This is a genomic window from Hydrogenophaga sp. Root209 (assembly GCF_001428625.1).
Taxonomy (GTDB): domain Bacteria; phylum Pseudomonadota; class Gammaproteobacteria; order Burkholderiales; family Burkholderiaceae_C; genus Hydrogenophaga.
Genome location: NZ_LMIE01000031.1, coordinates 359,480 through 384,688 on the forward strand (window position 1 = coordinate 359,480; position 25,209 = coordinate 384,688).

The following is a 25,209-nucleotide window of genomic DNA, read 5'->3' on the forward strand; positions in this document are numbered from 1 at the left end:
ACCCACCCCATCGACCCCAGTAGCACCTGGGCCCGCCACGAAAATGATGGCCTTGGCCTTCTGCACGCCTTCGCGCCACTCTCGACGGCTGGTGGGGTTCGCGGGCGCAGGCGCCATTCGCGGCTGCCGCAGAGTGTGGGCGCCAGCCATGGCGTTCATGGAGTGGTGCCGGCCTGCCCGGGCAGACGCCCGCGACCGTGCGCCGGAGAACGCGGACCACGCCAGCCGTCAGCGCGAGGTCCAGGCACAAAACAAGTAGAAAAACCATGATCCTGGGTGACGCAAGGAGCGGGAAGCTCCCCGACCACATCACCGCCTTCGGCCGCGCACTGCGCCGCGCCGGTGTGCCGGTGGACAGCACGCGCATCGCCAGCGCGATCACCGCCACGGAGATCGTGGGCGTGGAGCGCAAGGACGACCTGCGCGCCGCGCTCGAAGCCGTGCTGGTGAGCCGCCAGCAGGACATCGGCGTGTTCGGCGAAATGTTCGAGGCCTTCTTCCGCAACCCCGAACTGGCGCAGCAGTTGCTCGCGCAGATGCTGCCCAAGGCCGCCAAGGCGCACCCGGTGCGGCGCAAGGCGCGCGTGCAGGAAGCGCTGAGCGTGGCCGGCCTCAAGGCGCGCACGCCCAACCAGGGCGAGACCGAAATCAAACTCGACGCCGCCATGACCGCCAGCGACCAGCAGCGCCTGCGACACGCCGACTTCGCCGGGCTCTCGGCCAGCGAATTACGCCTGGTCGAACAACTGGTGCGCGACATCCCCCTGCCCTTGCCGCCGGTGCGCGCGCGACGCGAACGCGCCGGCACGCGTGGCCACCGCCCGAACTGGCCGCGCGCGCTGCAGCAGGCGCGTCGGCACGACGGCGAGTTGCTGGAGATCCCCCGCATGACCCGGCGGCGCCAGCCGCTGCCGCTGCTGATCCTGGTCGACATCTCGGGCTCCATGGAGCGCTACGCCCGGCTGCTGCTGGCCTTCCTGCACCAGGCAACGCACGGCACACCACGTGCGACATTCGCCTTCGGCACCGAGCTGACCGACCTGCGAGCGGCCTTCCGCCACCGGGACACCGACCAGATGCTGGAACTCGCCAACGCCGCCATCGACGATTTCGCTGGCGGCACGCGCCTGGGCGCATCGCTCGCGCGCCTGCGCACCGAGCACAAGCGCTGCCTGGTGGGCCGACGCACCGTGGTGCTGCTCATCACCGACGGCCTGGACACCGGCTCGCCCGACGCGCTCGAAGAAGAACTGCAATGGCTGGGCCGCCACACCCGGCAACTGCTCTGGCTCAACCCGCTGCTGCGCTACGAGGGTTATGCGCCGCTGGCCAGCGGTGCCAGCGTGCTGCACCGCCATGCGCACGGCATGCTGGCCGTGCACAACCTGAGCCGCCTCGAAGACCTTGCGCGGTCCATGGCAACGCTGATGCAGCGCGGCTGAATTCCCCGGTTTCATTCACCATGCCGACCTGACAGGAGAACCCCACGTGGACATGCAAGGCAGCCGGCCACTCGCCGTCACCCAACAACAGGCCTGGGAAGCCCTCAACGACCCGGCGATGCTCAAGACCTGCATCCCGGGCTGCGAGAAATTCGAACTCACCGAGCCCAACACCTACGCCGTCACCACCGCGATCAAGATCGGGCCCGTGTCCGCCCGCTTCAATGGGCGCGTGCAACTCTCCGACATCGTGCCGCCCAGCTCCTACAAGCTCGGTTTCGATGCGCAGGGCGGCGTGGCCGGCTTCGGCAAGGGCGAGGCCGCGGTACAGCTCGCGCCCGCGGGCACCGGCTGCGAACTGAGCTACACCGTGCACTCCATCGTCGGTGGCAAGATTGCGCAGCTCGGCCAGCGGCTGATCGACGGCGCGGCCAAGTCGCTCGCCGAAGACTTCTTTCGCCGCTTCGACGAAGAACTGCAGCGCCGTTACCCGGGTGCCACGACCGATACTGCACTCACACCGATGCCCCAGGCCGGCGGCGGCCTGCCGACGTGGGCCTGGGCCGCCATCGCGGTCGTGGTGGCGGTCATGATCTACCTGGCCACCTGAAACCGAAGGAGTCTGAACTTGGAAAACCTCGACGTCACCGTTCTGCGCAGCCTGCAAGGCTGGCGCGCGGAAGGCCGGCGCGCGCTGCTGGCCACCGTGGTGCGCACCTGGGGCTCGTCACCGCGCCCGGTGGGCTCGATCATGGCGCTGTGCGAGAACGGCGCGGTGGTCGGCTCGGTCTCGGGTGGCTGCATTGAAGACGACCTGATCTACCGCTACAGCCGCGCGCACGGCGCGGTGCAAGGCAGCACCGCGCCGTCCGGCATCACGCACGAGATTCCCGACGGGCCGCCCGAGCGCGTGAAGTACGGCGTGAGCGCCGACGAGGCGCACCGCTTCGGCCTGCCTTGCGGCGGCACGCTGGAACTGGTGCTCGAATTCAACCCCGACGCCGGCTCGCTGGCCGAGCTGGTGCAGGCCCTGGCCGACGGCCAGATGATGGAGCGCCGCACCGAACTCGCCACCGGCCGCGTGGCCCTGCGCGCGGCCACCGCACCGGCCTCGCTCAGCGACGACGGGCCGTGGCTCAGCAACACCTTCGGCCCCGAGTACCGCATGCTGCTCATCGGCGCGGGCCAGCTCACCGAGTACCTCGCCACCATGGCGCTGTTCAGCGGCTTCGCGGTCACCGTGTGCGACCCGCGCGAGGAGTACCGCACCGCCTGGCAGGTGAGCGGCGTCACCCTGCTCACCGAGATGCCCGACGACGTGGTGCGCGACTTCAAGGTCGACCGCCGCAGCTGCGTGATCGCGCTTACGCACGACCCCAAGCTCGACGACCTCGCCCTGCTCGAGGCGCTGGAGACCGAGGCCTTCTACGTCGGCGCCATCGGTTCGCGGCGCAACAACGAGGCGCGCCACGCCCGCATGATCGAACACTTCGACCAGACCCCCGAGAGCCTGGCGCGGCTGCGCGGGCCGATCGGCATCTACATCGGCAGCAAGACCCCACCCGAGATCGCGGTGAGCATCATGGCCGAGGTGCTGGCGGTGAAAAACGGCGTGCCGCTGCCGCGCGACATGGACGTGGCGCAGGCCAAGAATGCGCTGACCGATGGCCACAAGGAGCCGTCCGGCCCGACCTGCTTTTCGCCCACCACCGCACGGTGAACACCGCCGCCCCGCCACAGCCGCTGCGCACCGGCGTTCTCATCCTGGCCGCTGGCGCCGGCCGGCGCATGGGCGGGCGGGCCAAGTGTTTGCTGGAGGTGCAGGGCCAGAGCCTGCTGGAGCGGCTGGTGCGCTCGGTGCGCAGCGTCGGGCTTCACACGCCGGTGCTGGTGCTCGGCCATCACTCCGCCCAGATTCAGGCGCACCTGGCGCAATGGCCTGCGCACCTGGTGCCACGCCAGGTGGTCAACCCCGAGCCCGAAGACGATCCGGCCTCCTCGCTGCACCTGGGCCTGCACGCGCTCGACGACGACGTGCAGGCCGTGATGGTGCTGCTGGCCGACCAAGCCCTGATCGACGCCGCCGACATCGGTGCGGTGCTCGATGCGTTTCAACGCCGCCCGCCCGGATGCCGGGTCTTGATGCCCATGGTGAACGGTGTGCCGGGCCACCCGGTGGTGTTCGACGCCTCGGTGCGCGCCAACCTGCTCGCAGCGCCCGGCACCAGCCTGCGACAGTGGCGCGCGGCGCACCGCCAAGCCACCCTGCCCTGGGTGGTGGACAACCCACACTACACGCGCGACCTGGACACGCCCGACGACCTCGACGCCCTGGCGCGCGACACCGGTTGGGTCTGCCGCTGGCCCGAGTCCACGACGGGGGTTAACACCGATCCCGGGAGCGGTTGATCGCCGTGCATGGGCGTTCAAACGCTGCTCTAATTCCTGGGTGAACTCCCACACGCAGTCACCCTTGACCCATCCCCACCGCCTGGCCTTGATCGAGCAGGCGCGCAAATCGGTTCTGGACACACGGGACCCGAGCAGCCCGGTGGAACTCTCGCCGTGGATCGACCGTTCGTGGCGGCGCTGCCTGGGCATGGGCTTCAACCCGCACCAGCCGATCGCCTTCGATGCGGTCACCCACAGCGCCGTGCGCAGCGCCATCGAGGCCAACCAGCCTCTGCTGCGGGCAGCGGCACCGGTGATCCAGTCGCTCACGCGGGCCATGGCCAACACACGCTATTTCGCCATCCTCACCGACGCCAGCGGCCTGGTGATCGACGTCAATGGCCCGGTGGACCGCCACAACCCGCAGGCGTCGACCATCGCGCGCGTGGGTGTTGATTTGTCCGAACGCGCCGTGGGCACCACCGCCATCGGTGCCACGCTGGCCGAGCTGCAGCCGGTGTGGCTGCACCGCGGCGAGCATTTCTTCGATGCCACCAGTGTCTACAGCTGCGCCGGTGCGCCCATCTGGGGGCCCGACGGGCAGTGCGTGGGCATGCTCGATCTCACCGGCGTGAACGTGGTGGAGCAACCCGCCCTCAAGCACCTCGTCACGCAGTCGGCGCGCAGCATCGAGAACGCGCTGGCGCTGGCCCGACCCCACCGGCTGCTGCTGTGCCTCAGCTGGCCGGGCGGCCTGCCGGGCGACGCCAGCGAAGGCCTGGTCTGCGTGGACGCCGACGGCCAGATCACCGCGCTCAACCGCTCTGCGGCCGACATGCTCGGCATCGTGGCCGGCATGGCGCCTGGCCACTGCAGCGATGTGTTTGCCGTGCCGGTGGAAACGCTGTTCGACGCCGCGCGCCTGCAGCGCGGCCCGCTCGAAGTGCCGCTGTGGTCAGGCCTGCGTCTGAGCGTGCTGGCCAAGCTCAACCAGGGCGGTGAACGCGCCCCGGTGCATGGAGCCACCCATGGCCTGCCGCTCAAGGACGTGGAGACCGCCATGATCCGCAAGGCGGTGGACGACGCGCGTGGCAACGTCAAGGAAGCCGCCCGCGCGCTGGGCATCAGCCGCGCCACGGTGTACCGCAAGCTCGGCGCACCACGCTCGCGCATTTAGTCCCATCCGTTCGGGCAGAGCCTGTCGAAGCCTTCACACCATGTTGGCCTGCGAGGGCTTCGACAAGCTCAGCCCGAACGGTCGGCGTCCAGTTCGGCCAGCTCGGCCTCGTTGAACACGCGCGAGCGCGTGTGAAACGCCTTGCCCTCCGGTCCCTCGAGCGAGAACGTGCCGCCGTGGCCCTCGATCACGTCGATGATGAGCTGCGTGTGGCGCCAGGTCACGTACTGCGCCTTGCCGATGTAGAACGGACAACCCCCGATCTCGCCCAGGTACACATCGCCCGCGCCCATGGTGATTTCGCCGGGCAGGTAGCAGTTGGCTGCGCTGTTGTCGCAGCAGCCACCGCTTTGATGGAACATGAGGTCCGGGCCGTGTTTGGTTTTGAGGAAGGCCACGAGCTCCAGGGCGGCAGGGGTGGCTATGACTTTGTCGACCATGGGTTTTTCTCCTCTTGGGGTTTTTTGGCGCTCGCAGCTTCGTGGACGGTGTGGGCGGACGCCGATTTCTGGTACCCCAGCATGAGGTGGCCGCCCACACAGTCCACGCAGCCGGGTGGTTGGAGTGCCATCGTCGTAGTGCGAAAAGCCACGTGGATCCGCAAGGGGGTGACCACCGATTTCTGGTACCCCAGCATGAGGTAGGCACCCCCTTGGGGATCCACGTGGCGGCCCCTCCGGCGAGAAGGGGCCGAGCGGCTGGTCAGAAGAAGCCCAGCTTGTTTTCCGAGTACGAAACCAGCAGGTTCTTGGTCTGCTGGTAGTGGTCGAGCATCATCTTGTGCGTCTCGCGCCCGATGCCCGATTCCTTGTAGCCACCGAAGGCCGCGTGCGCCGGGTAGGCGTGGTAACAGTTGGTCCACACGCGCCCGGCCTTGATGGCGCGGCCCATGCGGTAGGCCACGTTGCCGTTGCGGCTCCACACGCCGGCACCCAGGCCATATAGCGTGTCGTTGGCGATCGCCAGCGCTTCGGCTTCGTCCTTGAAAGTGGTCACGGCCAGCACCGGGCCGAAGATCTCCTCCTGGAAGATGCGCATCTTGTTGTGGCCCTTGAACAGCGTGGGCTGCACGTAATAGCCGCCTTCGAGGTCACCGCCCAGATGCGCCTGGCCGCCACCGGCCAGCACCTCGGCGCCTTCCTGCTTGCCCAGGTCGAGGTACGAGAGGATCTTGGTGAGCTGTTCCTTGCTGGCCTGCGCACCCATCATGCTGTCGGTGTCCAGCGGGCTGGCGTGTTTGATCGCGGCCACGCGCTTCAAGACGCGCTCCATGAACTTGTCGTAGATGCTTTCCTGGATCAGCGCGCGCGATGGGCAGGTGCACACCTCGCCCTGGTTGAACGCGAACAGCACCAGGCCTTCAACCGCCTTGTCGAGGAAGGCATCGTCCTTGTCCATGATGTCGGCGAAGAACACGTTGGGCGACTTGCCGCCGAGTTCCAGCGTCGCCGGAATCAGGTTGTTCGCCGCGGCCTGTGCGATCACGCGGCCGGTGGTCGTGGAGCCGGTGAACGCGATCTTGGCGATGCGCTTGGAAGTTGCCAACGGCATGCCGGCTTCGCGGCCGTAGCCGTTGACGATGTTGAGCACGCCCGGGGGCAGCAGGTCGGCGATGAGCTCGGCCAGGATCAGGATGCTGATGGGCGTGGACTCGGCGGGCTTGAGCACCACGCAGTTGCCGGCACCCAGCGCGGGCGCGAGTTTCCAGGCTGCCATGAGGATGGGGAAGTTCCACGGAATGATCTGGCCGACCACGCCCAGCGGCTCCTGGATGTGGTACGCCACCGTGTTCTCGTCGATGTTGCTCAAAGCGCCTTCCTGCGCGCGCACGCATCCCGCGAAATAGCGGAAGTGGTCCACCGTGAGCGGGATGTCGGCGTTGAGCGTTTCGCGAATCGCCTTGCCGTTGTCCACGGTCTCGGCGTAGGCCAGCAGCTCCAGGTTCTGCTCGATGCGGTCGGCGATCTTCAGCAGCACGTTGGAGCGCGTGGCGGCATCGGTCTTGCCCCAGGCATCGGCGGCGGCGTGCGCGGCGTCGAGCGCGAGCTCGATGTCTTCTGCCGTGGAGCGCGCAGCGCGGGTGTACACCTGGCCCGACACGGGCGTGATGACGTCGAAGTACTGACCCTTGACGGGTGGGACCCAGCGACCGCCGATGAAGTTGTCGTACTGGTTTTTGTAGGTGATCTTGGCGCCGGCGGCGCCAGGGGCTGCATAGAGCATGTTGTCTTCCTCAAGGGGTGAACGTTGATGACGAAGCCTGTTTCGTCAGGCCCTCTTCACACCTCAAGTTCCATGCCATGGGCATTTCCCGGGAAACCGCTGCGCGACAGCACACATGCCCTGGAAAACTGTCCCGAAACCGCTCGGACGCCGGAGCGGTTGTATCAACCCGGCACACCCGACGTGGCGTGAAGTGCTTGCCAGGTCGTGGCGCAAGCCGCTGACCCAAATGTCATCATTCGTATCGAATACGGTCAATATATTAAAACGTATCGATAACAGTCAGTCAAAAACGTTGCAAATACGATAATATCTGGCATTCGTATCGAATACACAACGCCATGAGCACCTCACTGGAACTCGCCCAACACCTGGAAACAGCCCGCCTGGCCAGTGGTCTCACGCGGCAGCAGCTGACCGAACAGGCTGGCGTGAGCCGCCAGGCCGTCTACCGCCTGTTCAAGGGCAACGATGTGCAACTGTCGACCTTGCTGGCCGTCATGGACGTATTGCAACTGGATCTGATCACCTTGCCGCGCACGCTCAAACGGGGCATGCCGGAATTCGGCGCCACGGCGCCCGCGTCTCACACGCCGTCGGCGGTGCAACGGCGCCTGGCCAGTCTCAAGCAAGGCACCATCGTACCGAAGGGCCGCCCATGAACGTTCCTGTGCTCGTCATCAAACTGCACGGCCAGCGCATCGGTTGTCTCTTCAAATATGCGCAGCCCGGCATGCCCATCGTCCTGCGCTTCGCCGCCGATGAGACCTACGCCAGCATCCCCTGGGAAGAAGCCGATGTGCTCTCGGAGTCCATGCGCGCGGACGACCCGGCACAGCAGCAGTCCTTCTGGCTTGACGTGACCCGGCCCGAGTTCAACGCCGTGCCGGGCAGCCGGGGCGATGCCCAACTGCCGCCGTTCTTTCAGAACCTCTTGCCCGAGGGGGTGTTCCGGCGCTTTGTGGCCGACGAGGCGCAGATCGATCCGCTCGACCACATGGGCATGATCGCGGCCTGCGGGAAAAACCTCCCTGGCGCGGTCACTGCGGAGTGGGAAGACATTCCCCGCTCCACGCTGCAGCGCCTGGTCACCCAGAACCAGGACGCACTCGAAGCCACGGTCTGGGCCGAGCCGTTCCAGGACGCGTTGTCGATCTCCGGTGTGCAGCCCAAGATCGGTGTCAACAAGGACCGTGAGGGTCGCTTCGTGGGAAGAACGTCTCAAGGCGAAGCGGCCATCATCGCCAAGCTGCCGTCGTCGGAGTACGCGCGCATGCCGCAGCTGGAGAGCCTGAGCATGAGCCTGGCCCGGCTCGCCGGGGTGAATGTCTGCGAGTTCGAGTTGGCACCGCTCTCGGCGCTGTCGGCGCCACACCGCTACGACTTGGGCGAGGAAGTGGCCGGCGAGTTCCTGGCTGTGACCCGGTTCGACCGCGACCCCGGCGGCAAGGTCCACTTTGAAGACTTCGCGCAGGTCTTCGGGTTGCCGCCCGAACAGAAGTACGCCGAGTCCTATGTCGCCATCGCGGCGGTGTTGATGAGCCTGCCCCGCTGCGGTCAGGCCGCCGTACACGAACTGCTGCGCCGCATCGAGGTCAACGAGTTGCTCGGCAACGCCGACATGCATTTGAAGAACCTGGGACTGCTCTACCGCGACCGGCGCCACGCCGAACTGGCACCGGCCTACGACATCACCTCGACCCTGATCTACAACGGCACGCGGGGCCATGCCCTGGTGTTGATGCCTGGCGCACAGAAGCAGCACGCGGCACCGATCTTCAACCCGCAACGGCTGCAGGTGTTCTGCAATCTGCTGGGCCTGCAGGTGGCGGGTTGCGCCAAGGTCGTGCGCGATGTGGCGGCCGAGGCCGCGCAGCATTGGCTGGCGCCCATCCTGGCCAGTGGCCTCACACCCAGGCAGAAGCTGCAGCTGCTCGCGCGCCTGGCGAAGCACCCCCACCTGATCCAGGCCACCCGACGGCTGCGCCGCCCCGATCTGCTCGACGCCTGGACCTCGGCCGCGAACGTGCCGTGACGCTCAGGGCGCGGTGAGCGTCATGCCGTGCTGCCTGAAGATCGCGAGCAACTCGCCGCTCGCGCGGATCGATTGCAGGGCGGCTTCCAGCGCCTGACCCAGGTCCTTGTTCTCGGCCTTGATCGCCATGCCCACCGGCCAGCCGTTGTCGGGCAGGCCGCTGAGCGCCAGCGGCGTGAAGCGGTATTGCCCCGGCTTGACCTCGGCGCGCGAGAGCACCGACTCGGCTTGCGCACGCGTCACGTAGGCCGCGGCGGCCTTGCCCTCCAGCAGGGCCTGCACGGCTTGCGTGCCGGTGTTGTGGATGCCGACCTGCGCGCGCAGCAGGCCGCCGCCGTACCCCATGAGCGCGCTGGTGGCCCCGGCGCCACGCTCGGCCGCGAGCTGAAAGCCCTTGAGATCGTCCGGGCTGTTCACGTCGGCGATGCGCGAGGTGTCAAAGACCAGCACCAGCGACTGGCGCATGTAGGGCGCGAGGATCAGCACCTGGCGGTTGCGCGCCATGAGGTATTTGTCACCCGGCACCTGCAGCATCACGTCGGCCGGGCCGTAGCCCAGGTAGTGACCACGCCAGACCATGTTGCGCAGGTCGTCGTTCATGTTCTCGCCCGCATCGAACGGCAGCAGTGCGAGCTTGAGCTTGAGCTGCCTGGCCAGCGCGGTGGCAATCGACACATCCAGCCCCTGCACATCGTTGGCGGGGCCATCGGAGAACGGTGCGTTGTCCTTGTAGACCGCCACCTTGAGCACCCCGGCGGCGCGGATCTTCGCCAGATCGCTCAGCTCGGTCTGCGCCTGCGCCAGCAGCGGCATGCCAGCCAGCAGGGGCAGCAGGCCGGCCAGGATCTGGCGGCGATCCAGGGGTCTGTTTTTTTCTGTCATGTCCTGTCTCCTCACGGTGCGCGCCGCAAGCGGCTCGCGGTTCACATCACTGTTCGCGGCGGGTTTCGAGGTAGGTCTTGATCGACCAGATGGCTTCCTGGGTGAGCGTGCCTTCAAAGGGCGGCATGTACACACGGCCATCGCGCACGCGGCCACGGCGCACGGTGGCCACGTAGAACTCGTCCATCTCCTTGTAGCAAGCGGCCTTCTTGGCCGCATCCGCCATGCCGGAGCAGTCGCTGTCGAACTTGCGCAGATCGGGCGACATGCCGCCCGAGATCGCTTCCAGCCCATGGCAGCGGGCACAGTTCTGGTTGTAGGCCGAGGTGCCGATGCGCAGCGCTTCCTTGTTGGCCGGGCCGGTGCTGAACGGGTTGGCATCCAGCCACTTGGCGCCGAGCTGCGGCAAGGTGCTGGTGTCCACCGATTGCGGGATCACGTCGCCGTGGGCCATCACGGCGGCCACGCCGCATGTCACGGCCACGGCCAGCAGGCCGCGAGCGGCGCGCTTCGAGAGAGAAAAGGATCGGGTTTTCATCGCGAGGTCTCCAGGGTCAAAAGGCGGGTTCACCCTGGCTGGTCAGCAAGAAGCAGGCCTTCCCCCAAAAACCGGATCGACACCGGCAACCTGTTCCAAATTGCATCAGTTGCACAGCCGGTCGTCGCGCCGCGTGACACATCCTCTTGCACGACTGGTGCCTTCTGGACCACCTTTTCACGGGAAGCAGCAGGCCGGCAAATTGCTACCCAGGCACGGGCACATCGGGCCTGGGTTGTTGCACACCGGGATAACCAGTGTTGTTTCCCGAGACAGTTATGAAGAAAATTGCATGAGCCACCAAGACAGCGAACACACTGGATCCACCCCCCCTGCGGCAGACGACGCACGCTGGTCGGTGGACTACTGGGGCGTCATTCCCCCGGACCCTGGAGACAACATGAGTTCTGCCCTCTTCACGAGCCCCATCCCGGGTCGTCGGGTTGAATCCCCGCCATCGGGCATGGTCACCACCGAACTCCACGAGTTGATCGACCAGTCGCACCGCCGCTCGCAGTCGTACGGCATCACCGTGACCGACGAGCCCGACTTCTCGAGCCCTTCTCATGGCGTGCTGCCCGACGCGCTGGAAGAAAACCGCTTCCTGTTCCAGCACGCCGCACCCGTGATGGAGACGCTCTACGACCAGATCGTCAACACCCACAGCATGGTGTTGCTGACCTCGGCCAAGGGTCTCGTGTTGCACTCGCTGGGCGACATGGATTTTCTGGAGCGCGCTTCGCAGGTGGCGCTCACGCCCGGCATGGACTGGTCGGAGAAGAGCAAGGGCACCAACGCGATCGGCACCGCGCTGAGTGAAGAGGAAGCGCTCACCGTGCACGGCGGCCAGCACTACATGAACGCCAACAAGTTCCTCACCTGTTCGGCCTCGCCCATCTTCGATCCCTACGGCCAGGTCATCGGCGCGCTCGACGTGACCGGTGACCACCGCAGCTACCACCAGCACACGCTGGCGCTGGTGCGCATGTCGGCACAGATGATCGAGAACCACATGTTCGCCGACATCTTTCCCAAGGCGATCCGCATCCACTTCCACACCCGCTCCGAATTTCTCGGCACGCTGGTCGAGGGCATCGCGGTGTTCTCGCCCGAGGGCCGCTTCCTCTCGGCCAACCGCAGCGCGCAGTTCCAGATCGGCCTGCCCTTCAGCGCGCTCAAGGCACACACCTTCTTCTCGCTGTTCGGCCTGCCGGTCTCGGCCCTGGTCGAGCTGTTCAGCGGCGCCACGCCCAACCCCAAGCAACTGTGCATGCACAACGGCGTGTCGGTGTGGTGCCGGGTCAAGCTCAAGACCTCCAACATGTGGGCCGCCAAGCCCGGCGGCCACACGAGCGAGGCGCCTGGCCAGCCGCAGCCCACGTCCGCGGCGGCCCAACCAGGGCCCGAGCCGCTGAAGCAGACCGGCAAGAAGATGCAGTTCTCCTCGCTGCACTACCTGGACACCGGCGACGCGCAGGTGACCTCGGTGATCCACAAGCTGCGCATGGTCAGCGGGCGCGACATCCCCATCATGATCCTGGGCGAAACCGGCACCGGCAAGGACCTGCTCGCGCAAGCCATCCACGGCGACTCCACGCGCGCGGCCCAGCCCTTCGTCTCGGTCAACTGCGCCTCCATCCCCGACACCTTGATCGAGTCCGAACTCTTCGGCTACGAAGAAGGCGCCTTCACCGGCGCGCGCAAGAAGGGCTCCATCGGCAAGATCCTGCAGGCCCACGGCGGCACGCTGTTCCTCGACGAGATCGGCGACATGCCCAAACACCTGCAGGCTCGGCTGCTGCGCGTGCTGCAGGAGCGCAAGGTCAGCCCGCTGGGCGCGGGCAAGGAGGTCGAGGTGGATGTGGCCGTGGTCAGCGCCACGCACAAGAACCTCAAGGACATGATCGCGCGCGGCGACTTCCGCGAAGACCTCTACTACCGCCTCAACGGCCTGGTGGTGCGCCTGCCCGCGCTGCGCGAGCGAAGCGACTTCGAACTCGTGGTGCAGAAGATCCTGCTTGCGCTGAGCGAGGGCAGCCAGCCGGTGGGCGTGTCGGCGCCAGTGATGGACCTCTTCAAGCGCTACGCCTGGCCCGGCAACTTCCGCCAGCTTCACAACCTGCTGCGCACGGCGGTGGTGATGGTCGGCCAGGGCGGCGTGATCGACATGGGCCACCTGCCCGATGACTTCCTCGAAGAGCTGGACCACGACCAGTTGCTGACGCGGCCCCTGCTGTCCATGACCGCCACGGCACCCACCGCCCACATCAGCGTGCCGACAGAGGCCGCACCCGTGTGCAGCCTGCCCGAGCCGGTGGTGGAGGTGGCCGCCGAAGGCCAGAGGCTGCAGGACGTGGCGCTGTGCGCCATGGCGCAGATGCTGCGACTGCACAAGGGCAATGTGTCGGCAGCGGCCAAGGCGCTGGGCGTCTCGCGCAACACCATCTACCGCAAGAAGGACCTGCTGCCGCCGGACTTGCTGAACTGAGTCATTGCCCGGGTCCGCGCTCCATCCACACCGGCTCCAGTTCGCGCCACGCGCGCTGCACATTGAAGCCCTGGCGCTGCGCGTAGCCTGCCCAACGGGCATACGCAGGCATGGTGATCAAAGCGCTCTCGCCCGCGTGACGACCTTCGTCCATCGCCGCCAGTACGCGCGCGCGCAGCTCGGCGAGGTATGCGCGGGTGACCACCACCGCAGGCGGCAGCGCCCGGTCGTCCAGGGTGCTGGACACCGTGTTGCCGATCACATGCCTCGGGCGCAGCGCTGCGATGCGGTCCAGCGCCGACAACCACGCGTCCACCCCGCCCTGCGCCAGCTCGGGCAGGCGCTGGTCGACCACCAGCCCACCGGCCCACACCACGCGGCTGGCTTCGTCCCACAGCACCAGATCGCTCTCGGTGTGGCCCGGCGCGGGTGGCAGCACACGCAAGGTGTGCGGGCCCACGCGCAGCAGTTCGCCGGTCTTCAGCACGCGGCTGGGCAGCACGATGCCCGTGCCCGCCATCGCACCCTGACCAGCGCGCTCGCCCAGGCTGGCCAGGCAGGCCGCGCAGCGCTGCTGCATCGCACTGCGCGTGCCGTCGCTGGACAGGATCTCCAGCTGGCCCGCCGCCAACCGGTCGGCAAACGCCGAGTTCGCCAGCACGTTCTCGGCGTGGGCGTGGGTGTTGACCACCCAGCGCACCTGCGCGCCGAAGCGGCAGGCCAACGAGTCGCGCACACGCAGGCCGTGGCGGTGGCTCGGGCCGGGGTCGATCACCAGGGCTTCACCGCCCGAGACCACCACCGAGGTGGGCACCACATGACCGGCATTGGCAGCCGATACCTCACCCACCACGTCGGGCTGCCACACCCACAGGCCGGGCACCACCGCTTGCCACGGCACCGCGTGGGCGGCGCTGCAGTCGGGCCTGGGTGCGGTGGAGGCACAGCCCATCAACAGCGCGAGCAAGCCCGCCCCCAACGCGCGGCACAGGCCGTTCATGCCAGCGTCCTGCGCACGCTCTTGCGCAAGGCGCTCAGCATGTCGGGCTCGTGGCCCAGGTGACCGCTGTGCGGCTCCACCTGTACGATCGCGCCACCCGCGGCGCGGCCCAGCGCGGCCCAACGCCGGCTGTTGGCGGGGGGACAGATCGCGTCGAAACGGCCGTGCACCCAGTCCACCGGCAGGCCGTGTCGAGCGGCCTGCAACACGCCTCGGTCGAGCTGGGCGGTCCGCATGAAACCGCGGTGGCGCAAGTAGTGCGCCTGGATGTGGAATTTGGCTAACGCGTTGCGGTCGGCGCGGGTTTTCCCGGGTCGCTTCAGTCGCGCGATGGCGCGCTTCTCGGCCTTGCGCAGCGCCGCCCATTCGCGCCGGATCGCCGTCGCCAGGCGCGGTGTGCCCAGCGCCGCATGCAACAGGCTGCGCCGCTGGCTGCGCGCGGCCGCTGCCGTTTCCAGCAATCCCCAGCCGCGCGCGGCGCGCAGCGATGCAACACCGGGTGTCCCACTTTGAATCAGTTGTGTCAGCCGCTGCAACGCAACGGGCAAGACCGTGCCGCCAACAACCGGCCACAGCGCGCCCCAGCCGAGCGACCGTCGCACGCGCGACGAGGGCAACAACAACCCGCCGACCTCGCGCGCGCTGAGCGCAAACGCGCCACGCAACACCAGGCGTTGCACACGCAGCGGGTGCGCCAGCGTGTAGGCCAAGGCCACCACCGTGCCCCACGAACCGGCCAGCACCGACCAGCGCTCCAGCCCCAGGTGTTCGCGCAGCGCTTCCATGTCGGCCACCAGCGCGGCCGTGTGGTTGCCCGCCGTGCGGCCCTTCGGGAGCGAGGCGCCGCAGCCGCGTTGATCGGGCGCCACCACCCGTTGCCGCGACAGGTCGAACGGCCTCAGCATGCCGGGCTGGCAACTGCTGCCAGGCCCCCCGTGCAGCAGCAGCCATGGCTCACCATCTGGCGCCCCCACGGCACGCCAGGCCATGCGGTGCAGCCCACCCAGCGGCAGGTGTTGCGGACGTGGCCACGCGGGGCTGGCCACCGGTGGGCGTGGCACAGTTTTCGTGGCATCGATATTGCTATTCATGAGGGGCGGCTTGTGGCAATGGTGCTGGCGAGCTTGCAGACATGTTTCGTGCCAACCCATTATTGGAGACCTTCTATGCAATGGACGACCCCCGCCTTCACCGACCTTCGCTTCGGCTTTGAAATCACGATGTACATCGCCAACCGCTGATCTGCATCACTCGGTTCGGGGCGCACGGGTGAACAACGCGTGCGCCTTTTCATTGGCCTTTCAGGGGTCCTGACATGCGCATCCGTGTTCTGGGTTCATCGGCCGGTGGCGGCTTCCCGCAGTGGAACTGCAACTGCCCCAACTGCGATGGCTTTCGCCAGGGGCGCATCCAGGCCACAGCGCGCACGCAATCGTCGATCGCCGTCACGGCCAACGGCCTGGACTGGCTGCTGGTCAATGCCTCACCCGACATCCTCACGCAGATCCGCGACACACCCGATCTGCAGCCGGCCCGCGCCGTGCGCGACAGCGGCATTGCCGCGGTGCTGCTCATGGACGCACAGATCGACCACGTGACCGGTCTCATCATGCTGCGCGAGCGTGGCTCGAAGCTGCCGCTGCTGGCCACCCCCGAGGTGCTGTCCGACATCTCCAGCGGCTTCCCCATCACCGGCATCCTCTCGCACTACTGCGGCGTGGCCACCACCGAACTGCCGTCGGACGGCCGCACCATCACCGTCGACGGCCTGCCCGGCATCGAGATGCAGACCGTGGCCATTGCCTCCCGGCCGCCACCGTATTCGCCCTTTCGCGGCAACCCGCGCGCCGGTGACAACATCGGCGTGGTGATCCAGAACCCCGCCACCGGCGCGCGCGTGTTTTACGCGCCCGGCCTGGGCGCCGTGACACCCGAGCTGCTCGCCCTCATGGCAAGTTGCTCGGTGCTGTTGGTGGATGGCACCTTCTGGACCGAAGACGAAATGATCACGCTCGGCCTCTCGACGAAGAAGGCCGCCGAGATGGGCCACCTGCCACAAAGCGGCCCGGGCGGAATGATCGAACAGCTGGACCAGCTGCCGCGCTCCATCCGCAAGATCCTCATCCACATCAACAACACGAACCCGATACTGATCGAGGATTCCGCCGAGCGCGCCGAGCTCACCCACCACGGCATCGAGGTGGCGCACGACGGCATGGACATCGTGTTCTGACACCCCCACCCCATGGACATCGCCACCACCCCACGCCCCCGCGAAGGCCTCACCGCCTGGACACGCGACGAGTTTGAAGCACAGCTGCGCGACAAGGGCCGCTCGTACCACATTCACCACCCGTTCAACGTGCGCATGAACGCCGGCGGCTGCACACCCGACGAGCTGCGCTGCTGGGTGGCCAACCGCTTCTATTACCAACTCTGCATCCCGCGCAAGGACGCCGCCATCCTGGCCAACATGCCGGAGCGCGCGCACCGCCGCCTGTGGGTGGAGCGCATCCTCGACCACGACGGCCATGGTGACTACGAAGGTTCGGCCAGTGGTGGCCTGGAGGCCTGGATCCGGCTGGGCGAAGCGGTGGGCATCGAACGCGACGACCTGCTCTCGCTGCAGGGTGTGGCGCCCGCCGTGCGCTTTGCCTGCGACGCCTATGTGAACTTCGCAGCCCAGGCACCGTGGCAGGAAGCCGTGTGTTCATCGCTCACCGAGATGTTCGCGCCGCAGATCCACAAAGACCGTCTCGCCAGCTGGCCCACGCACTACCCCTGGATCGACGCCGACGGCCTGGGCTATTTCCGCAATCGCATTCCATTGGCCGGACGCGACGTGGAGCACGGCTTGCAGGTCACGCTGGACCACTTCACCACCCGCGCCGCCCAGCACCGCGCGCTCGACATCCTGCAGTTCAAGCTGGACATCCTCTGGAACATGCTGGATGCCATCGAGAAAGCCTGTCAATGACCCCCCTTCATCCCAAGCTCTCGCGCCGCTTCCGCCTGCAGTACGAGGAAGCGCAGACCCGCTGGGTGCTGCTGTATCCGGAGGGCATGGTGCAGCTCAACGACAGCGCGGCGGAGATCCTCAAGCGCTGCGACGGTGAACGCACGGTGGCTGAGATCGTGAGCGAACTGGAAGCTGCGTTCTCGGTTCATGGCCTCACGCCGCAGGTGGAATCTTTGCTGGAAGAAGGAGGCCGCCGTGGCTGGATTGACTGAGTTCGCGCCGGTCTCCGAAGCCCTCTCACTGCTCGCGGCGAAAACGCACCCGGCCGGCCCACCGCTGTGGCTGCTGGCCGAGCTCACCTACCAGTGCCCGCTGCACTGCGTGTTTTGCTACAACCCCACGCAACACGCGCGCATCAAGGACGAGCTGACAACAGCGCAGTGGGTCGACGTGATGCGCCAGGCGCGCAAGCTCGGTGCCGCGCAGCTCGGCTTCTCGGGCGGTGAGCCGCTGGTGCGCGACGACCTCGAAGAGCTGGTGCAGGAGGCGCACGCGCTGGGCTACTACACCAACCTCATCACCTCCGGCGTGGGCCTGACCGAGGCACGTGCGCAGCGTTTGAAAGATGCAGGCCTGGACCATGTCCAGCTCTCGTTCCAGGACAGCACGCGCGAGCTCAACGACTTCCTCAGCCACACCAGGACCTTCGAGCTCAAGCAGAAGGTGGCGCGCCTGATCAAGGCGCACGACTGGCCGATGGTGATGAACTGCGTGCTGCATCGGCACAACCTGCCGCACGTGGGCCAGATCATCGAGATGGCGCTCGCGCTCGATGCCGAATACCTCGAACTCGCCAACACGCAGTACTACGGCTGGGCCTGGATCAACCGCGACCACCTCATGCCCACGCACGAAGCGCTGATCGAGGCCGAGGCGGTGGTCAACCGCTACCGCGAGACCATCGGCCAGCGCTGCAAGCTGCTCTTCGTGGTGCCCGACTATTTCGAGCAGCGCCCCAAGGCCTGCATGAACGGCTGGGGCTCGGTCTTCCTCTCGGTCGCGCCCGACGGCGTGGCCATGCCTTGCCACAACGCGCGCGACCTGCCCGGCCTGAAGCTGCCCAACGTGCGCGACATGGCCCTGGCCGACATCTGGCAGAAGAGCCAGGCCTTCAACGCCTTTCGCGGCGAAGACTGGATGAAGCCGCCCTGCCGCACCTGCGACGAGCGCCACAAGGACTTTGGCGGCTGCCATTGCCAGGCCTTCCTGATCACCGGCGACGCCACCCAGGCCGACCCGGTGTGCGGCAAATCGCCGCACCACGAGAAGGTGGTGCAACTGGTGAACCGGGCACCCGCGCAGCGCCACATTCCCATCGTGTTTCGCAGCGACACCGAGTCGCGCGCATTGCACCCGCAGGCCTGAGCGCCTGGGCATTCGTGCCCTTCGTGGCTCGCCGGCCACACATGGCCTGGGCGCGGCGCCGCATGCATGCGCCACGGCACGCCCATCGCTCCTAAATTGAAAACCCCTTTCAAACGAATCCAAGGAGTTTTCATGATCGACGGCGCGGAACACTTTCACTACCTCGGCCTGGCCCGGCGACACCACAGCGTGCTGATGGTGTTTCAGGAAGGCGTGCTCATCCTCGACATGGACCAGCCGGGCTGGGGCTGCATGTCGCCATTGACACTGCATCGCTTGATGTCCGACTCGCCCGCACATTCCCCCACCGGCTACGGCTCCGGCAATGAGTCCTCGTGGAGCGACAACGATGGCACCGACAGCCGCTCCGAAGGCGGGTTCAGCACGGACAGCTCCAGCACTTCCCCCTCACATTCGCCGAGTGCATCGCGGCCGGGCAGCCCGGCAATACCTCGCAATGACGCGGACGCGCAGCCCCACCCAGGGTGGTCCCCGTCCGGGGCGCTTCTGGGCTGGCACCCGTGCGAGGCTGTGGTGTACGTGGGGCCGGTCGCCCTCAGGGCTGTCAACGCCTACAAGGCGCTGCAGAGCTCCGACGAACTCCAGGCCTTCGTGGCGCAGCTCAAGGGCGGCCATTGGACCCCCCAGCCGGTGGGCAACCCGGGCGATACCTCGATGGTGGTCTTGCAGATGTTCGGCCAACTGCAGGTGATGCTCTGGGACGGCACCTGGCATGCCGCGGGCGACGCCGAGCACCAGCTGCGCGAAATGACCCCCCAACGCGCCTGCCAGATGGTCGCGAACTCGGTGGTGGCACAGGCCTGCAGCCTGGCACTGGTGCTGCACGCCGAACGCAGCGACTACCTCGCCCACGTGCAGTCGGGCGCGATCTCGGTGATGGTCTTCAACCAGGGCCTGCTGGTGCGCTCGCACCCCGATCCCGCGCTGGTGGGCTGGCACGATCTCGACGACACCACCCGCGGCGCCTTCGTGTCCCCGGGCGACGCCAACATGATCGAACTGGCCTGCCGCGCCAACTACCCGCGCGACAACAGCATGTTCCAGACCTTCTTCATCGGAATGATGGACGTGACATCCAACGAAGGTCCCTTTGTGGCGGCGATCTTTTCGCACAAGACGCGACGCTGGTCCCACATGCGCCTGGACATGCCGCATGTGCAGTTGCCGAACGACCCCACAGGCCCCACGCCGGCGGCGGTGATCCAGACCTTGCGCCAGGCGCGCCCCGCGCCGCTGCACGATCTGCAGACGTCCAGCGGCCCCGTGCGGCTTTCCAGCGGCGACTGGCAGGTACCGCTGTTGCTCGGCGCGATCCAGTGCATCGATGCCAGTGTCGACGTGCCCGGCTTGATCGGCACCCACTGGCACGACACCTTGCAGCCAGTGATCGAAAGGCAGTTGATGGCCCATCACGCACAAGAGGCGGCCTGGCTGGCCAGTGGCGTGATCAAACAGCCGATCGACCGCCTGATCGACCTCACGCGACGCGACCTGGCCTTGCGCCGGGACGAGGTGTGGGTGATGTGGCCGGTCGCGCTGCTCGAAGATCTCTTCAAGACGCTGGCGCCGCACGAAAAATCGCGCGTGATCCTCGCACCCAAAGCCACCGACGTGGACCTCGCGCTGCGGCAATACGCCTGCACCTTGTTGGTCTTCCAGACGCCGGGGCACCCTGAGCAGTCGGTCGTGCTGGCACAGGGCAACACCTGCTGGAGCGGGCGCGAGCGCATGAGCCTGCCAGAGGTGAAGGTACGCGTGACCAAGGCCCTGGCCGGCGGTCCGGGTGAGCACCTGGTGGCGCTGGCCTACGTGGTTTAGGGCAACCGGTCAAATGGCCGCGGCCTCCAAGCCCCTGGAGGCCGCGGCTGCGTCGTAGCCAACTCAGTGCTTGCCGCCGCCGCCGCCACCGCCGTTTCCGCCACCGCTTCCGCCACCATTTCCGCCGCCATTTCCGCCACCGTTTCCGCCACCTTTGCCACTGCCCTTGCCACCGTCACCGCCCAGACCACCTTGCCCCACGCCGAGGCCCACCGAAGCGGATGCGACCGAGGAGCGGTCCGAGCGGGTGGTCGAGGTCTTGGCCGCCTTCTGCGACTTGTTTGCACTGGCCGCACGGGCATCATCCGCCTTCTTTGCCTTGTTGGCGTCACTCACCACATCGCCCAAGCGCAAGCCCAGCGAATTGGCGATCGCGCCCCAGCCCATGCCGCTGTCGCGCAGTCCCTGCACGTTGCTGGTCGCCATGCCCAGCTGGGCACTGGTGGGGTTGGTGATGCCTTGTTGGGCGAGGTCGGCCTTGGCGATGTTGGTCGCAAAGTCTTGCGTCGATGTGGCCGCGTTCGTGGTGGTCGGCGCGGTGGTCACCGACACGCCGACGGTCGTCTGGGCGAATGCTCCGGTCGCCGCGAACAGCGCGGCGCACAAGCCGGTCTTGAGCAACAGGGGATGGGAAAACTTCATGAACGGCTCCTGGGTTGTTGTGTCACGACCCATGCTAGGGCGGCCTTGTACCTGGGAGCACGCTCATTGGTTACCAACGGTAGTTTTGAGCTACCAGACGTCAACCATGCGTGCGCCCGCGCACGCTGGTCACTTCACGCCGGTGCTCTCGCCCGACCCCAGGGCCGCCAACGCGGGCGGATAGCTCTGCCCAGCCGCCTTGCGCAACCACGCCCGGCTTTGCGCCACATCGTGTTCGCGGCCTTTGCCGGTGCGGTACATCACGGCCAGCGCGTACTGCGCTTCCGCTTCACCAGCCACAGCCGCGCTCTCGAATCGGCGTGCTGCTTCCGCGAGGTCGCGCACAACACCACGACCGGCTTCAAACATCCAGGCCAGTCGCGTCTGCGCGCGGCGGTCCCCGCCCTCGGCGAGCTGGCGGTAGAGCGCGGCGGCCTGCGTGTGCTCACCGGTGGCGTTCAGGAACTCGGCACGCTGGTAGGGCGCGAGGCTGGCAGTGGGTTGGCCCAGTGTGACCAGCGTGGCGGTGGCGTCCTTGTCACCGCCCTGCGCGGCCAGCATGAGGAAGATGCGCGCCCTCTCCACGTCGCGCGGCAGCAAGGTGCCCGCGCTGTAGAGCATGCCCAGTCGGTACTGGGCCTTGAAGTTGCCGGCATGCGCGGAGCTGGTGTAGAGCGTCTCGGCCTTCTTCATGTTCTTCGGCTCGCCCAGGCCGTCTTCGGCCAGGATGCCCAGGTTGAACAGCGCATCGCCGTTGCCCACCTCGGCCAGCGTCTCCCACACCTCGCGCGCCTGGGCGTAGTGGGCCATCTTGAACTCGGCGTAGGCCTTGTAGTTGCCCATGGCGGGGTTGCGCAGCCAGTCGTCACGGTGGCTGTCCTGCGCCTGTGAAACGCTGGTGAGCACCACCAATGCCGCGCCGAGAAGAGTGCGCGGGTGGATCATGTCGATGTCTCCAGTCGGGGTCACGGCGATTCCATGCACAGCTCGGTGAGCACAGTCAAGGCTTGACGGTCAGCACCCAGGTGGAGAGCGTCTTGAGGTCGGCCGTGCTCAGGCTGGAGTGTGCGGGCATGGGTATGCGACCCCACTTGCCCTTGGAGCCGTTTTGAATCGATTGAGCGAGCGACGCAGCCGCGTCTTTCTCGGTCGCGTATTTGTCGGCGATGGCGGCAAAGGCCGGGCCCACGACTTTTTCGCCATTGGCATGGCATGAATAACAGCCGCTGGCCTTGGCCAGGTCGGGGGCGCCGGCCAGATCGGCCTGCGCGAAGGCGCTGGCGCTCGTGATCAAGGTCGCGATGAAGAAGGTCGAGCGCATGGCAAGTCCACCTGAAAAGGGAAAGAAGAAGAAGAAGAAGAAGGTGCCGGCCCCGGCGCGTGCACCGCGCCTGGCCAGCACCCCGGGCGATCACTTCATCAGCTTGAAGGTCCAGACGGAGCCGCCCTGTTCGAGGAAGTTGACCTTCTTGGCCACTTCACCGCCCCACAGCGGCACGGCACCGCCCCAGCCGGAGACCACGCTTACATACTGCTCGCCACCTTCGGTCCAGGTGATGGGAGGAGCGACCACGCCAGAGCCGGTCTGGAACTGCCACACGACCGTGCCGGTCTTGGCATCGGCGGCCTTGAGGTAACCCTCGGGCGTGCCCCAGAACACCAGGTCGCCAGCGGTCAGCACACCGCCCCACAGCGGCGCGTTGTTCTTGACTTCCCAGGCCACCTTGCCGGTCTTGGGATCGATCGCGCGCAGCGAGCCGATGTGGTCTTCGAACAGTGGCTTGATGGTGAAGCCCGCACCCAGGAAGGCAGCGCCCTTCTTGTAGGTGATCGGCTCGTTCCAGATCTCCATGCCCCATTCGTTGGTGGGCACGTAGAACAGACCGGTGCGCGGGCTGTAGGCCATGGGCATCTGGTTCTTGCCACCCAGGAAACCAGGCGCGGAGAACACCGACTTGCCTTTGCCGCCGTCGCCGTTGGCAGCGGCAGCGGTCGGGTCGCCCGGGCGGTTGGTGTCGTCAAAGTTCGGCCGGCCGGTCTTCAGATCGATGCTGGTGGCCCAGGTCACCTTCTTCACGAACGGGAAGGCGTTGACCAGCTTGCCGGTGGTGGCGTCGTTCACATAGAAGAAGCCGTTGCGGTCCGCCTTGGCGCCCATGCGCTTGCCGTCCATGTCGAAGGTGACGAACTCGTTCACACCGTCGTAGTCCCAGCCGTCGTTCGGCGTGCTCTGGTAGTGCCACACGATCTTGCCGGTCTTGGGATCGATCGCCACGGTGGAAGCCGAGTACAGGTTGTCGCCCTTGCGCACATGGCTGTTCCATGGGCCCGGGTTGCCGGTGCCGAAGTAGGCCAGGCCGGTCTTTTCGTCGTAGGTGCCGCCCAGCCAGGGGGCCGCGCCACCGGTCTTCCACGTCTCACCGGGCCACGAGGCGTTGGTGGTGCCGGTGATGCCGTTTTCCTTGCCGTCCTTGAAGCCCATGTGGCCTTCGACCACGGGGCGTGACCAGACCATCTTGCCGGTGCGCGGATCGCGCGCTTCCACGCGGCCGACCACGCCGAACTCACCACCGGAGACACCGGTCATGAGCAGGCCTTGCGCGATCAGCGGAGCGGCGGTGTAGCTGTAGCCTGCCGAGTAGTCGTCGATCTTCTCGCGCCACACCACCTTGCCGGTGTCCTGGTCCAGCGCCACCAGTTGCGCGTCGAGCGTGCCGAAGATCACCAGGTTGTCGTAGAGCGCGGCGCCACGGTTGATCACGTCGCAGCACGGCATGATGCCTTCGGGCAGGCGGTGCTCGTACTTCCAGAGCTTCTGGCCGGTCTTGGTGTCCACCGCGTAGATGCGCGAGTAGGAAGCCGTCACGAACATCTTGCCCTTGTTGACCAGGGGCTGCGACTGCTGGCCGCGCTGCTTCTCACCGCCAAACGACATGGACCACACCGGCACCAGCTTGTTGATGTTGCGGGCGGTGATGCCATTGAGGTCGGAGTGGCGTTGCCCCTGGGTGCCGAGTCCCCAGCTCAACACGTTCTCGGGCGACTTGGCGTCGTCGGCAATCATGGCGTCGGTGACGCCCTGGGCGCCTGCGTGGGCCGTGGCGGCCATGATCATGAGGCTCAGTAGGGTGCGTTTCACAGTGTGTCTCCTGCTCGTTCGTGGGTTGGATGGCTGCTGCCGTGCAACATGCGCGGCCGCTTGTGATGCCCTGCGCGACAGGTCAGTCGTGGGCTGCACGCGACTTGAATGGCAACATCTGTGCCAACGTTCACGGCGTGCCATGCGGCGGTTTTTCCAAGGGTTTTCGAGCACCTGTTGCAACGAACGGCGGGTGCAACTGCGCCATGCCGCCGGTGGCGGTTGTCACCTTGCGGTGACAGTGTTCAAAAATGAATCACAGACCCGCAGGCCTGCAACAGTCGGCGTTCAGCGCCGGGTCGCGGAGCCGCTGAGCACCTGCTGCTCGTAGCGCGGATACCACTGCGTGATGGTGCGGTGCAGCTCGGCTGGCTGAGCGGCCCAGGCCTGGAAACGCAGGGGCACCGGCAGGCGCATCGCGCGTCTGGTCCACGCCGGCCTGGCCGCTGTGCAGCGGACCGTGGCTGGGCACCACCTGGCGGATGTTCTCGGTGGCGATCCACTGCGAGAGCTTCACCAGACTGGCCTGCCACGCTTCAAAGTCTGCGTGCGGCGTGGTGGGCACGCGCTGGGCAAACACCAGACCGCCGGCAAACAGAACGCCGGTGGTGTGGTCGATCAGCACGAGGTCGTCGCTGGTGTGGCCGCTCAGGCGACGCAGCTCCAGCTTGTGGCTGCCGATCTGCAGCACCCCGGCCTCGATGGGCTCGCGCGAGGGGGTGGACTCGGTACCCTTCATCCAGTCGCCGCACAGCCGGTAGAGGTTGTCGGCGTAGGCGCGGCCCTCAGCCTGCATGCCGTTGATGCTGCCCGGCAGCGCCTGCGTGGGCCGGTCGGCCCAGGCCTGGTTGCCGAAAAAATAGTCGGGGTGCAGGTTGAGGCTGAGCACGCGCACCACCGGCTCGCGCGTGATGCGTTCGATGGCCCGGCGCTGCTGCTCGTAGCGCGGATACCACTGCGTGATGGTGCGGTGCAGCTCGGCTGGCTGAGCGGCCCAGGCCTGGAAACGCAGGGGCACCGGCAGGCGCA

At 66.9% G+C, this 25,209-nt stretch carries 24 protein-coding genes and 1 pseudogene; 14 read left to right on the top strand and 11 right to left on the bottom strand.

Annotated features, from left to right (window positions below):
* Nucleotides 1-266: 266 nt before the first annotated feature.
* From ASE11_RS20180 to ASE11_RS20200, 5 genes are all read left to right on the top strand, one after another.
* Entirely contained in the window at nt 267-1,442 is a 1,176-nt protein-coding gene (locus ASE11_RS20180) for a vWA domain-containing protein (RefSeq protein WP_056275776.1), read from the top strand.
* A gap of 46 nt (nt 1,443-1,488) precedes the next feature.
* Nucleotides 1,489-2,052, top strand: a complete 564-nt coding sequence (locus ASE11_RS20185) for a CoxG family protein (protein ID WP_056275779.1) — start codon at nt 1,489-1,491, stop codon at nt 2,050-2,052.
* Nucleotides 2,053-2,070: 18 nt separating this feature from the next.
* Complete coding sequence (locus ASE11_RS20190) at nt 2,071-3,162, top strand: XdhC family protein (protein ID WP_056275783.1); 1,092 nt, start codon at nt 2,071-2,073, stop codon at nt 3,160-3,162.
* Complete coding sequence (locus ASE11_RS20195; protein ID WP_056275786.1) at nt 3,159-3,851, top strand: NTP transferase domain-containing protein; 693 nt, start codon at nt 3,159-3,161, stop codon at nt 3,849-3,851. The genes ASE11_RS20190 and ASE11_RS20195 overlap by 4 nt, the downstream gene beginning before the upstream one ends.
* A 64-nt stretch (nt 3,852-3,915) precedes the next feature.
* Nucleotides 3,916-5,010 carry a helix-turn-helix domain-containing protein gene (locus ASE11_RS20200; RefSeq protein ID WP_235501375.1) on the top strand — a complete coding sequence of 365 codons (1,095 nt, stop codon included), beginning with the start codon at nt 3,916-3,918 and terminating at the stop codon, nt 5,008-5,010.
* 68 nt (nt 5,011-5,078) lie between these two features.
* Here the strand turns inward: ASE11_RS20200 and ASE11_RS20205 are convergent, their stop codons facing one another.
* Together ASE11_RS20205 and ASE11_RS20210 are read right to left on the bottom strand one after the other, a co-directional pair.
* The gene (locus tag ASE11_RS20205) at nt 5,079-5,450 is read right to left on the bottom strand and encodes a DUF779 domain-containing protein (RefSeq protein WP_056275791.1); all 372 of its coding nucleotides are present in this window, start codon (nt 5,448-5,450) and stop codon (nt 5,079-5,081) included.
* 262 nt (nt 5,451-5,712) lie between these two features.
* Nucleotides 5,713-7,233: an aldehyde dehydrogenase family protein gene (locus ASE11_RS20210; RefSeq protein ID WP_056275794.1), complete on the bottom strand. Its 1,521-nt coding sequence runs from the start codon at nt 7,231-7,233 to the stop codon at nt 5,713-5,715.
* Nucleotides 7,234-7,574: 341 nt separating this feature from the next.
* Here ASE11_RS20210 and ASE11_RS20215 point away from each other — a divergent pair, with 341 nt between their 5' ends.
* Both ASE11_RS20215 and ASE11_RS20220 read left to right on the top strand, forming a co-directional pair.
* Nucleotides 7,575-7,895, top strand: a complete 321-nt coding sequence (locus tag ASE11_RS20215; protein WP_056275796.1) for a helix-turn-helix domain-containing protein — start codon at nt 7,575-7,577, stop codon at nt 7,893-7,895.
* Nucleotides 7,892-9,268 (top strand): type II toxin-antitoxin system HipA family toxin, encoded by a 1,377-nt coding sequence (locus ASE11_RS20220; protein WP_082585890.1) that lies wholly within the window; start codon nt 7,892-7,894, stop codon nt 9,266-9,268. The genes ASE11_RS20215 and ASE11_RS20220 overlap by 4 nt, the downstream gene beginning before the upstream one ends.
* A 3-nt stretch (nt 9,269-9,271) precedes the next feature.
* Here the strand turns inward: ASE11_RS20220 and ASE11_RS20225 are convergent, their stop codons facing one another.
* Both ASE11_RS20225 and pedF read right to left on the bottom strand, forming a co-directional pair.
* Entirely contained in the window at nt 9,272-10,150 is an 879-nt protein-coding gene (locus tag ASE11_RS20225) for a substrate-binding periplasmic protein (protein ID WP_056275802.1), read from the bottom strand.
* A gap of 46 nt (nt 10,151-10,196) precedes the next feature.
* Complete coding sequence (gene pedF / locus ASE11_RS20230) at nt 10,197-10,688, bottom strand: cytochrome c-550 PedF (protein ID WP_056275804.1); 492 nt, start codon at nt 10,686-10,688, stop codon at nt 10,197-10,199.
* A gap of 400 nt (nt 10,689-11,088) precedes the next feature.
* On the opposite strand from pedF, the gene ASE11_RS20235 reads away from it, so the two are divergent.
* Nucleotides 11,089-13,176 carry a sigma-54-dependent Fis family transcriptional regulator gene (locus tag ASE11_RS20235; protein WP_056275806.1) on the top strand — a complete coding sequence of 696 codons (2,088 nt, stop codon included), beginning with the start codon at nt 11,089-11,091 and terminating at the stop codon, nt 13,174-13,176.
* Nucleotide 13,177: 1 nt separating this feature from the next.
* On the opposite strand, the gene ASE11_RS20240 is transcribed toward ASE11_RS20235, so the two are convergent.
* Nucleotides 13,178-14,176 (bottom strand): MBL fold metallo-hydrolase, encoded by a 999-nt coding sequence (locus tag ASE11_RS20240; RefSeq protein WP_056275808.1) that lies wholly within the window; start codon nt 14,174-14,176, stop codon nt 13,178-13,180.
* Nucleotides 14,173-15,267, bottom strand: coding sequence for an alpha/beta fold hydrolase (locus tag ASE11_RS20245; RefSeq protein WP_162258075.1), 1,095 nt, complete (start codon nt 15,265-15,267; stop codon nt 14,173-14,175). The genes ASE11_RS20240 and ASE11_RS20245 overlap by 4 nt, the downstream gene beginning before the upstream one ends.
* Before the next feature lie 75 nt (nt 15,268-15,342).
* Here ASE11_RS20245 and pqqA point away from each other — a divergent pair, with 75 nt between their 5' ends.
* From pqqA to ASE11_RS20270, 6 genes are all read left to right on the top strand, one after another.
* Nucleotides 15,343-15,417 carry a pyrroloquinoline quinone precursor peptide PqqA gene (gene pqqA / locus ASE11_RS25555; protein WP_068167214.1) on the top strand — a complete coding sequence of 25 codons (75 nt, stop codon included), beginning with the start codon at nt 15,343-15,345 and terminating at the stop codon, nt 15,415-15,417.
* Nucleotides 15,418-15,491: 74 nt separating this feature from the next.
* Nucleotides 15,492-16,409, top strand: coding sequence for a pyrroloquinoline quinone biosynthesis protein PqqB (gene pqqB, locus ASE11_RS20250; protein ID WP_056275814.1), 918 nt, complete (start codon nt 15,492-15,494; stop codon nt 16,407-16,409).
* 12 nt (nt 16,410-16,421) lie between these two features.
* Complete coding sequence (pqqC, locus tag ASE11_RS20255) at nt 16,422-17,153, top strand: pyrroloquinoline-quinone synthase PqqC (protein WP_056275818.1); 732 nt, start codon at nt 16,422-16,424, stop codon at nt 17,151-17,153.
* Nucleotides 17,150-17,407 (top strand): pyrroloquinoline quinone biosynthesis peptide chaperone PqqD, encoded by a 258-nt coding sequence (gene pqqD, locus ASE11_RS20260; RefSeq protein ID WP_056275822.1) that lies wholly within the window; start codon nt 17,150-17,152, stop codon nt 17,405-17,407. The genes pqqC and pqqD overlap by 4 nt, the downstream gene beginning before the upstream one ends.
* Complete coding sequence (pqqE, locus tag ASE11_RS20265) at nt 17,391-18,560, top strand: pyrroloquinoline quinone biosynthesis protein PqqE (RefSeq protein ID WP_414842470.1); 1,170 nt, start codon at nt 17,391-17,393, stop codon at nt 18,558-18,560. Before pqqD ends, pqqE begins: the two co-directional genes overlap by 17 nt.
* A 132-nt stretch (nt 18,561-18,692) precedes the next feature.
* A complete protein-coding gene (locus ASE11_RS20270; RefSeq protein WP_056275824.1) occupies nt 18,693-20,399 on the top strand; it encodes a hypothetical protein in 1,707 nt (568 codons plus the stop codon).
* Between the two features lie 63 nt (nt 20,400-20,462).
* Here the strand turns inward: ASE11_RS20270 and ASE11_RS26010 are convergent, their stop codons facing one another.
* From ASE11_RS26010 to ASE11_RS20295, 5 genes and pseudogenes are all read right to left on the bottom strand, one after another.
* Nucleotides 20,463-21,041 carry a hypothetical protein gene (locus tag ASE11_RS26010; protein ID WP_056275826.1) on the bottom strand — a complete coding sequence of 193 codons (579 nt, stop codon included), beginning with the start codon at nt 21,039-21,041 and terminating at the stop codon, nt 20,463-20,465.
* A gap of 129 nt (nt 21,042-21,170) precedes the next feature.
* Nucleotides 21,171-22,010 carry a tetratricopeptide repeat protein gene (locus ASE11_RS20280; RefSeq protein WP_200959390.1) on the bottom strand — a complete coding sequence of 280 codons (840 nt, stop codon included), beginning with the start codon at nt 22,008-22,010 and terminating at the stop codon, nt 21,171-21,173.
* Between the two features lie 31 nt (nt 22,011-22,041).
* Nucleotides 22,042-22,362, bottom strand: a complete 321-nt coding sequence (locus tag ASE11_RS20285; protein WP_056276433.1) for a c-type cytochrome — start codon at nt 22,360-22,362, stop codon at nt 22,042-22,044.
* A 90-nt stretch (nt 22,363-22,452) separates the two neighbouring features.
* The gene (locus ASE11_RS20290) at nt 22,453-24,156 is read right to left on the bottom strand and encodes a PQQ-dependent methanol/ethanol family dehydrogenase (RefSeq protein WP_056275833.1); all 1,704 of its coding nucleotides are present in this window, start codon (nt 24,154-24,156) and stop codon (nt 22,453-22,455) included.
* Between the two features lie 280 nt (nt 24,157-24,436).
* A pseudogene (locus tag ASE11_RS20295) lies at nt 24,437-25,209 on the bottom strand (hypothetical protein); the annotation flags it as partial.

Excerpts from the sequence above, each read along its gene's own strand:
- ASE11_RS20205 (WP_056275791.1), bottom strand. The coding sequence starts at position 5,450 with ATGGTCGACAAAGTCATAGCCACCCCTGCCGCCCTGGAGCTCGTGGCC.
- ASE11_RS26010 (WP_056275826.1), bottom strand. The coding sequence starts at position 21,041 with ATGAAGTTTTCCCATCCCCTGTTGCTCAAGACCGGCTTGTGCGCCGCG.
- pqqD (WP_056275822.1), top strand. The coding sequence starts at position 17,150 with ATGACCCCCCTTCATCCCAAGCTCTCGCGCCGCTTCCGCCTGCAGTAC.
- pqqB (WP_056275814.1), top strand. The coding sequence starts at position 15,492 with ATGCGCATCCGTGTTCTGGGTTCATCGGCCGGTGGCGGCTTCCCGCAG.
- ASE11_RS20180 (WP_056275776.1), top strand. The coding sequence starts at position 267 with ATGATCCTGGGTGACGCAAGGAGCGGGAAGCTCCCCGACCACATCACC.
- ASE11_RS20285 (WP_056276433.1), bottom strand. The coding sequence starts at position 22,362 with ATGCGCTCGACCTTCTTCATCGCGACCTTGATCACGAGCGCCAGCGCC.
- ASE11_RS20215 (WP_056275796.1), top strand. The coding sequence starts at position 7,575 with ATGAGCACCTCACTGGAACTCGCCCAACACCTGGAAACAGCCCGCCTG.
- ASE11_RS20290 (WP_056275833.1), bottom strand. The coding sequence starts at position 24,156 with ATGATCATGGCCGCCACGGCCCACGCAGGCGCCCAGGGCGTCACCGAC.
- pqqC (WP_056275818.1), top strand. The coding sequence starts at position 16,422 with ATGGACATCGCCACCACCCCACGCCCCCGCGAAGGCCTCACCGCCTGG.
- ASE11_RS20245 (WP_162258075.1), bottom strand. The coding sequence starts at position 15,267 with ATGAATAGCAATATCGATGCCACGAAAACTGTGCCACGCCCACCGGTG.
- ASE11_RS20270 (WP_056275824.1), top strand. The coding sequence starts at position 18,693 with ATGATCGACGGCGCGGAACACTTTCACTACCTCGGCCTGGCCCGGCGA.
- pedF (WP_056275804.1), bottom strand. The coding sequence starts at position 10,688 with ATGAAAACCCGATCCTTTTCTCTCTCGAAGCGCGCCGCTCGCGGCCTG.
- ASE11_RS20210 (WP_056275794.1), bottom strand. The coding sequence starts at position 7,233 with ATGCTCTATGCAGCCCCTGGCGCCGCCGGCGCCAAGATCACCTACAAA.
- ASE11_RS20240 (WP_056275808.1), bottom strand. The coding sequence starts at position 14,176 with ATGAACGGCCTGTGCCGCGCGTTGGGGGCGGGCTTGCTCGCGCTGTTG.
- ASE11_RS20235 (WP_056275806.1), top strand. The coding sequence starts at position 11,089 with ATGAGTTCTGCCCTCTTCACGAGCCCCATCCCGGGTCGTCGGGTTGAA.
- ASE11_RS20225 (WP_056275802.1), bottom strand. The coding sequence starts at position 10,150 with ATGACAGAAAAAAACAGACCCCTGGATCGCCGCCAGATCCTGGCCGGC.
- ASE11_RS20220 (WP_082585890.1), top strand. The coding sequence starts at position 7,892 with ATGAACGTTCCTGTGCTCGTCATCAAACTGCACGGCCAGCGCATCGGT.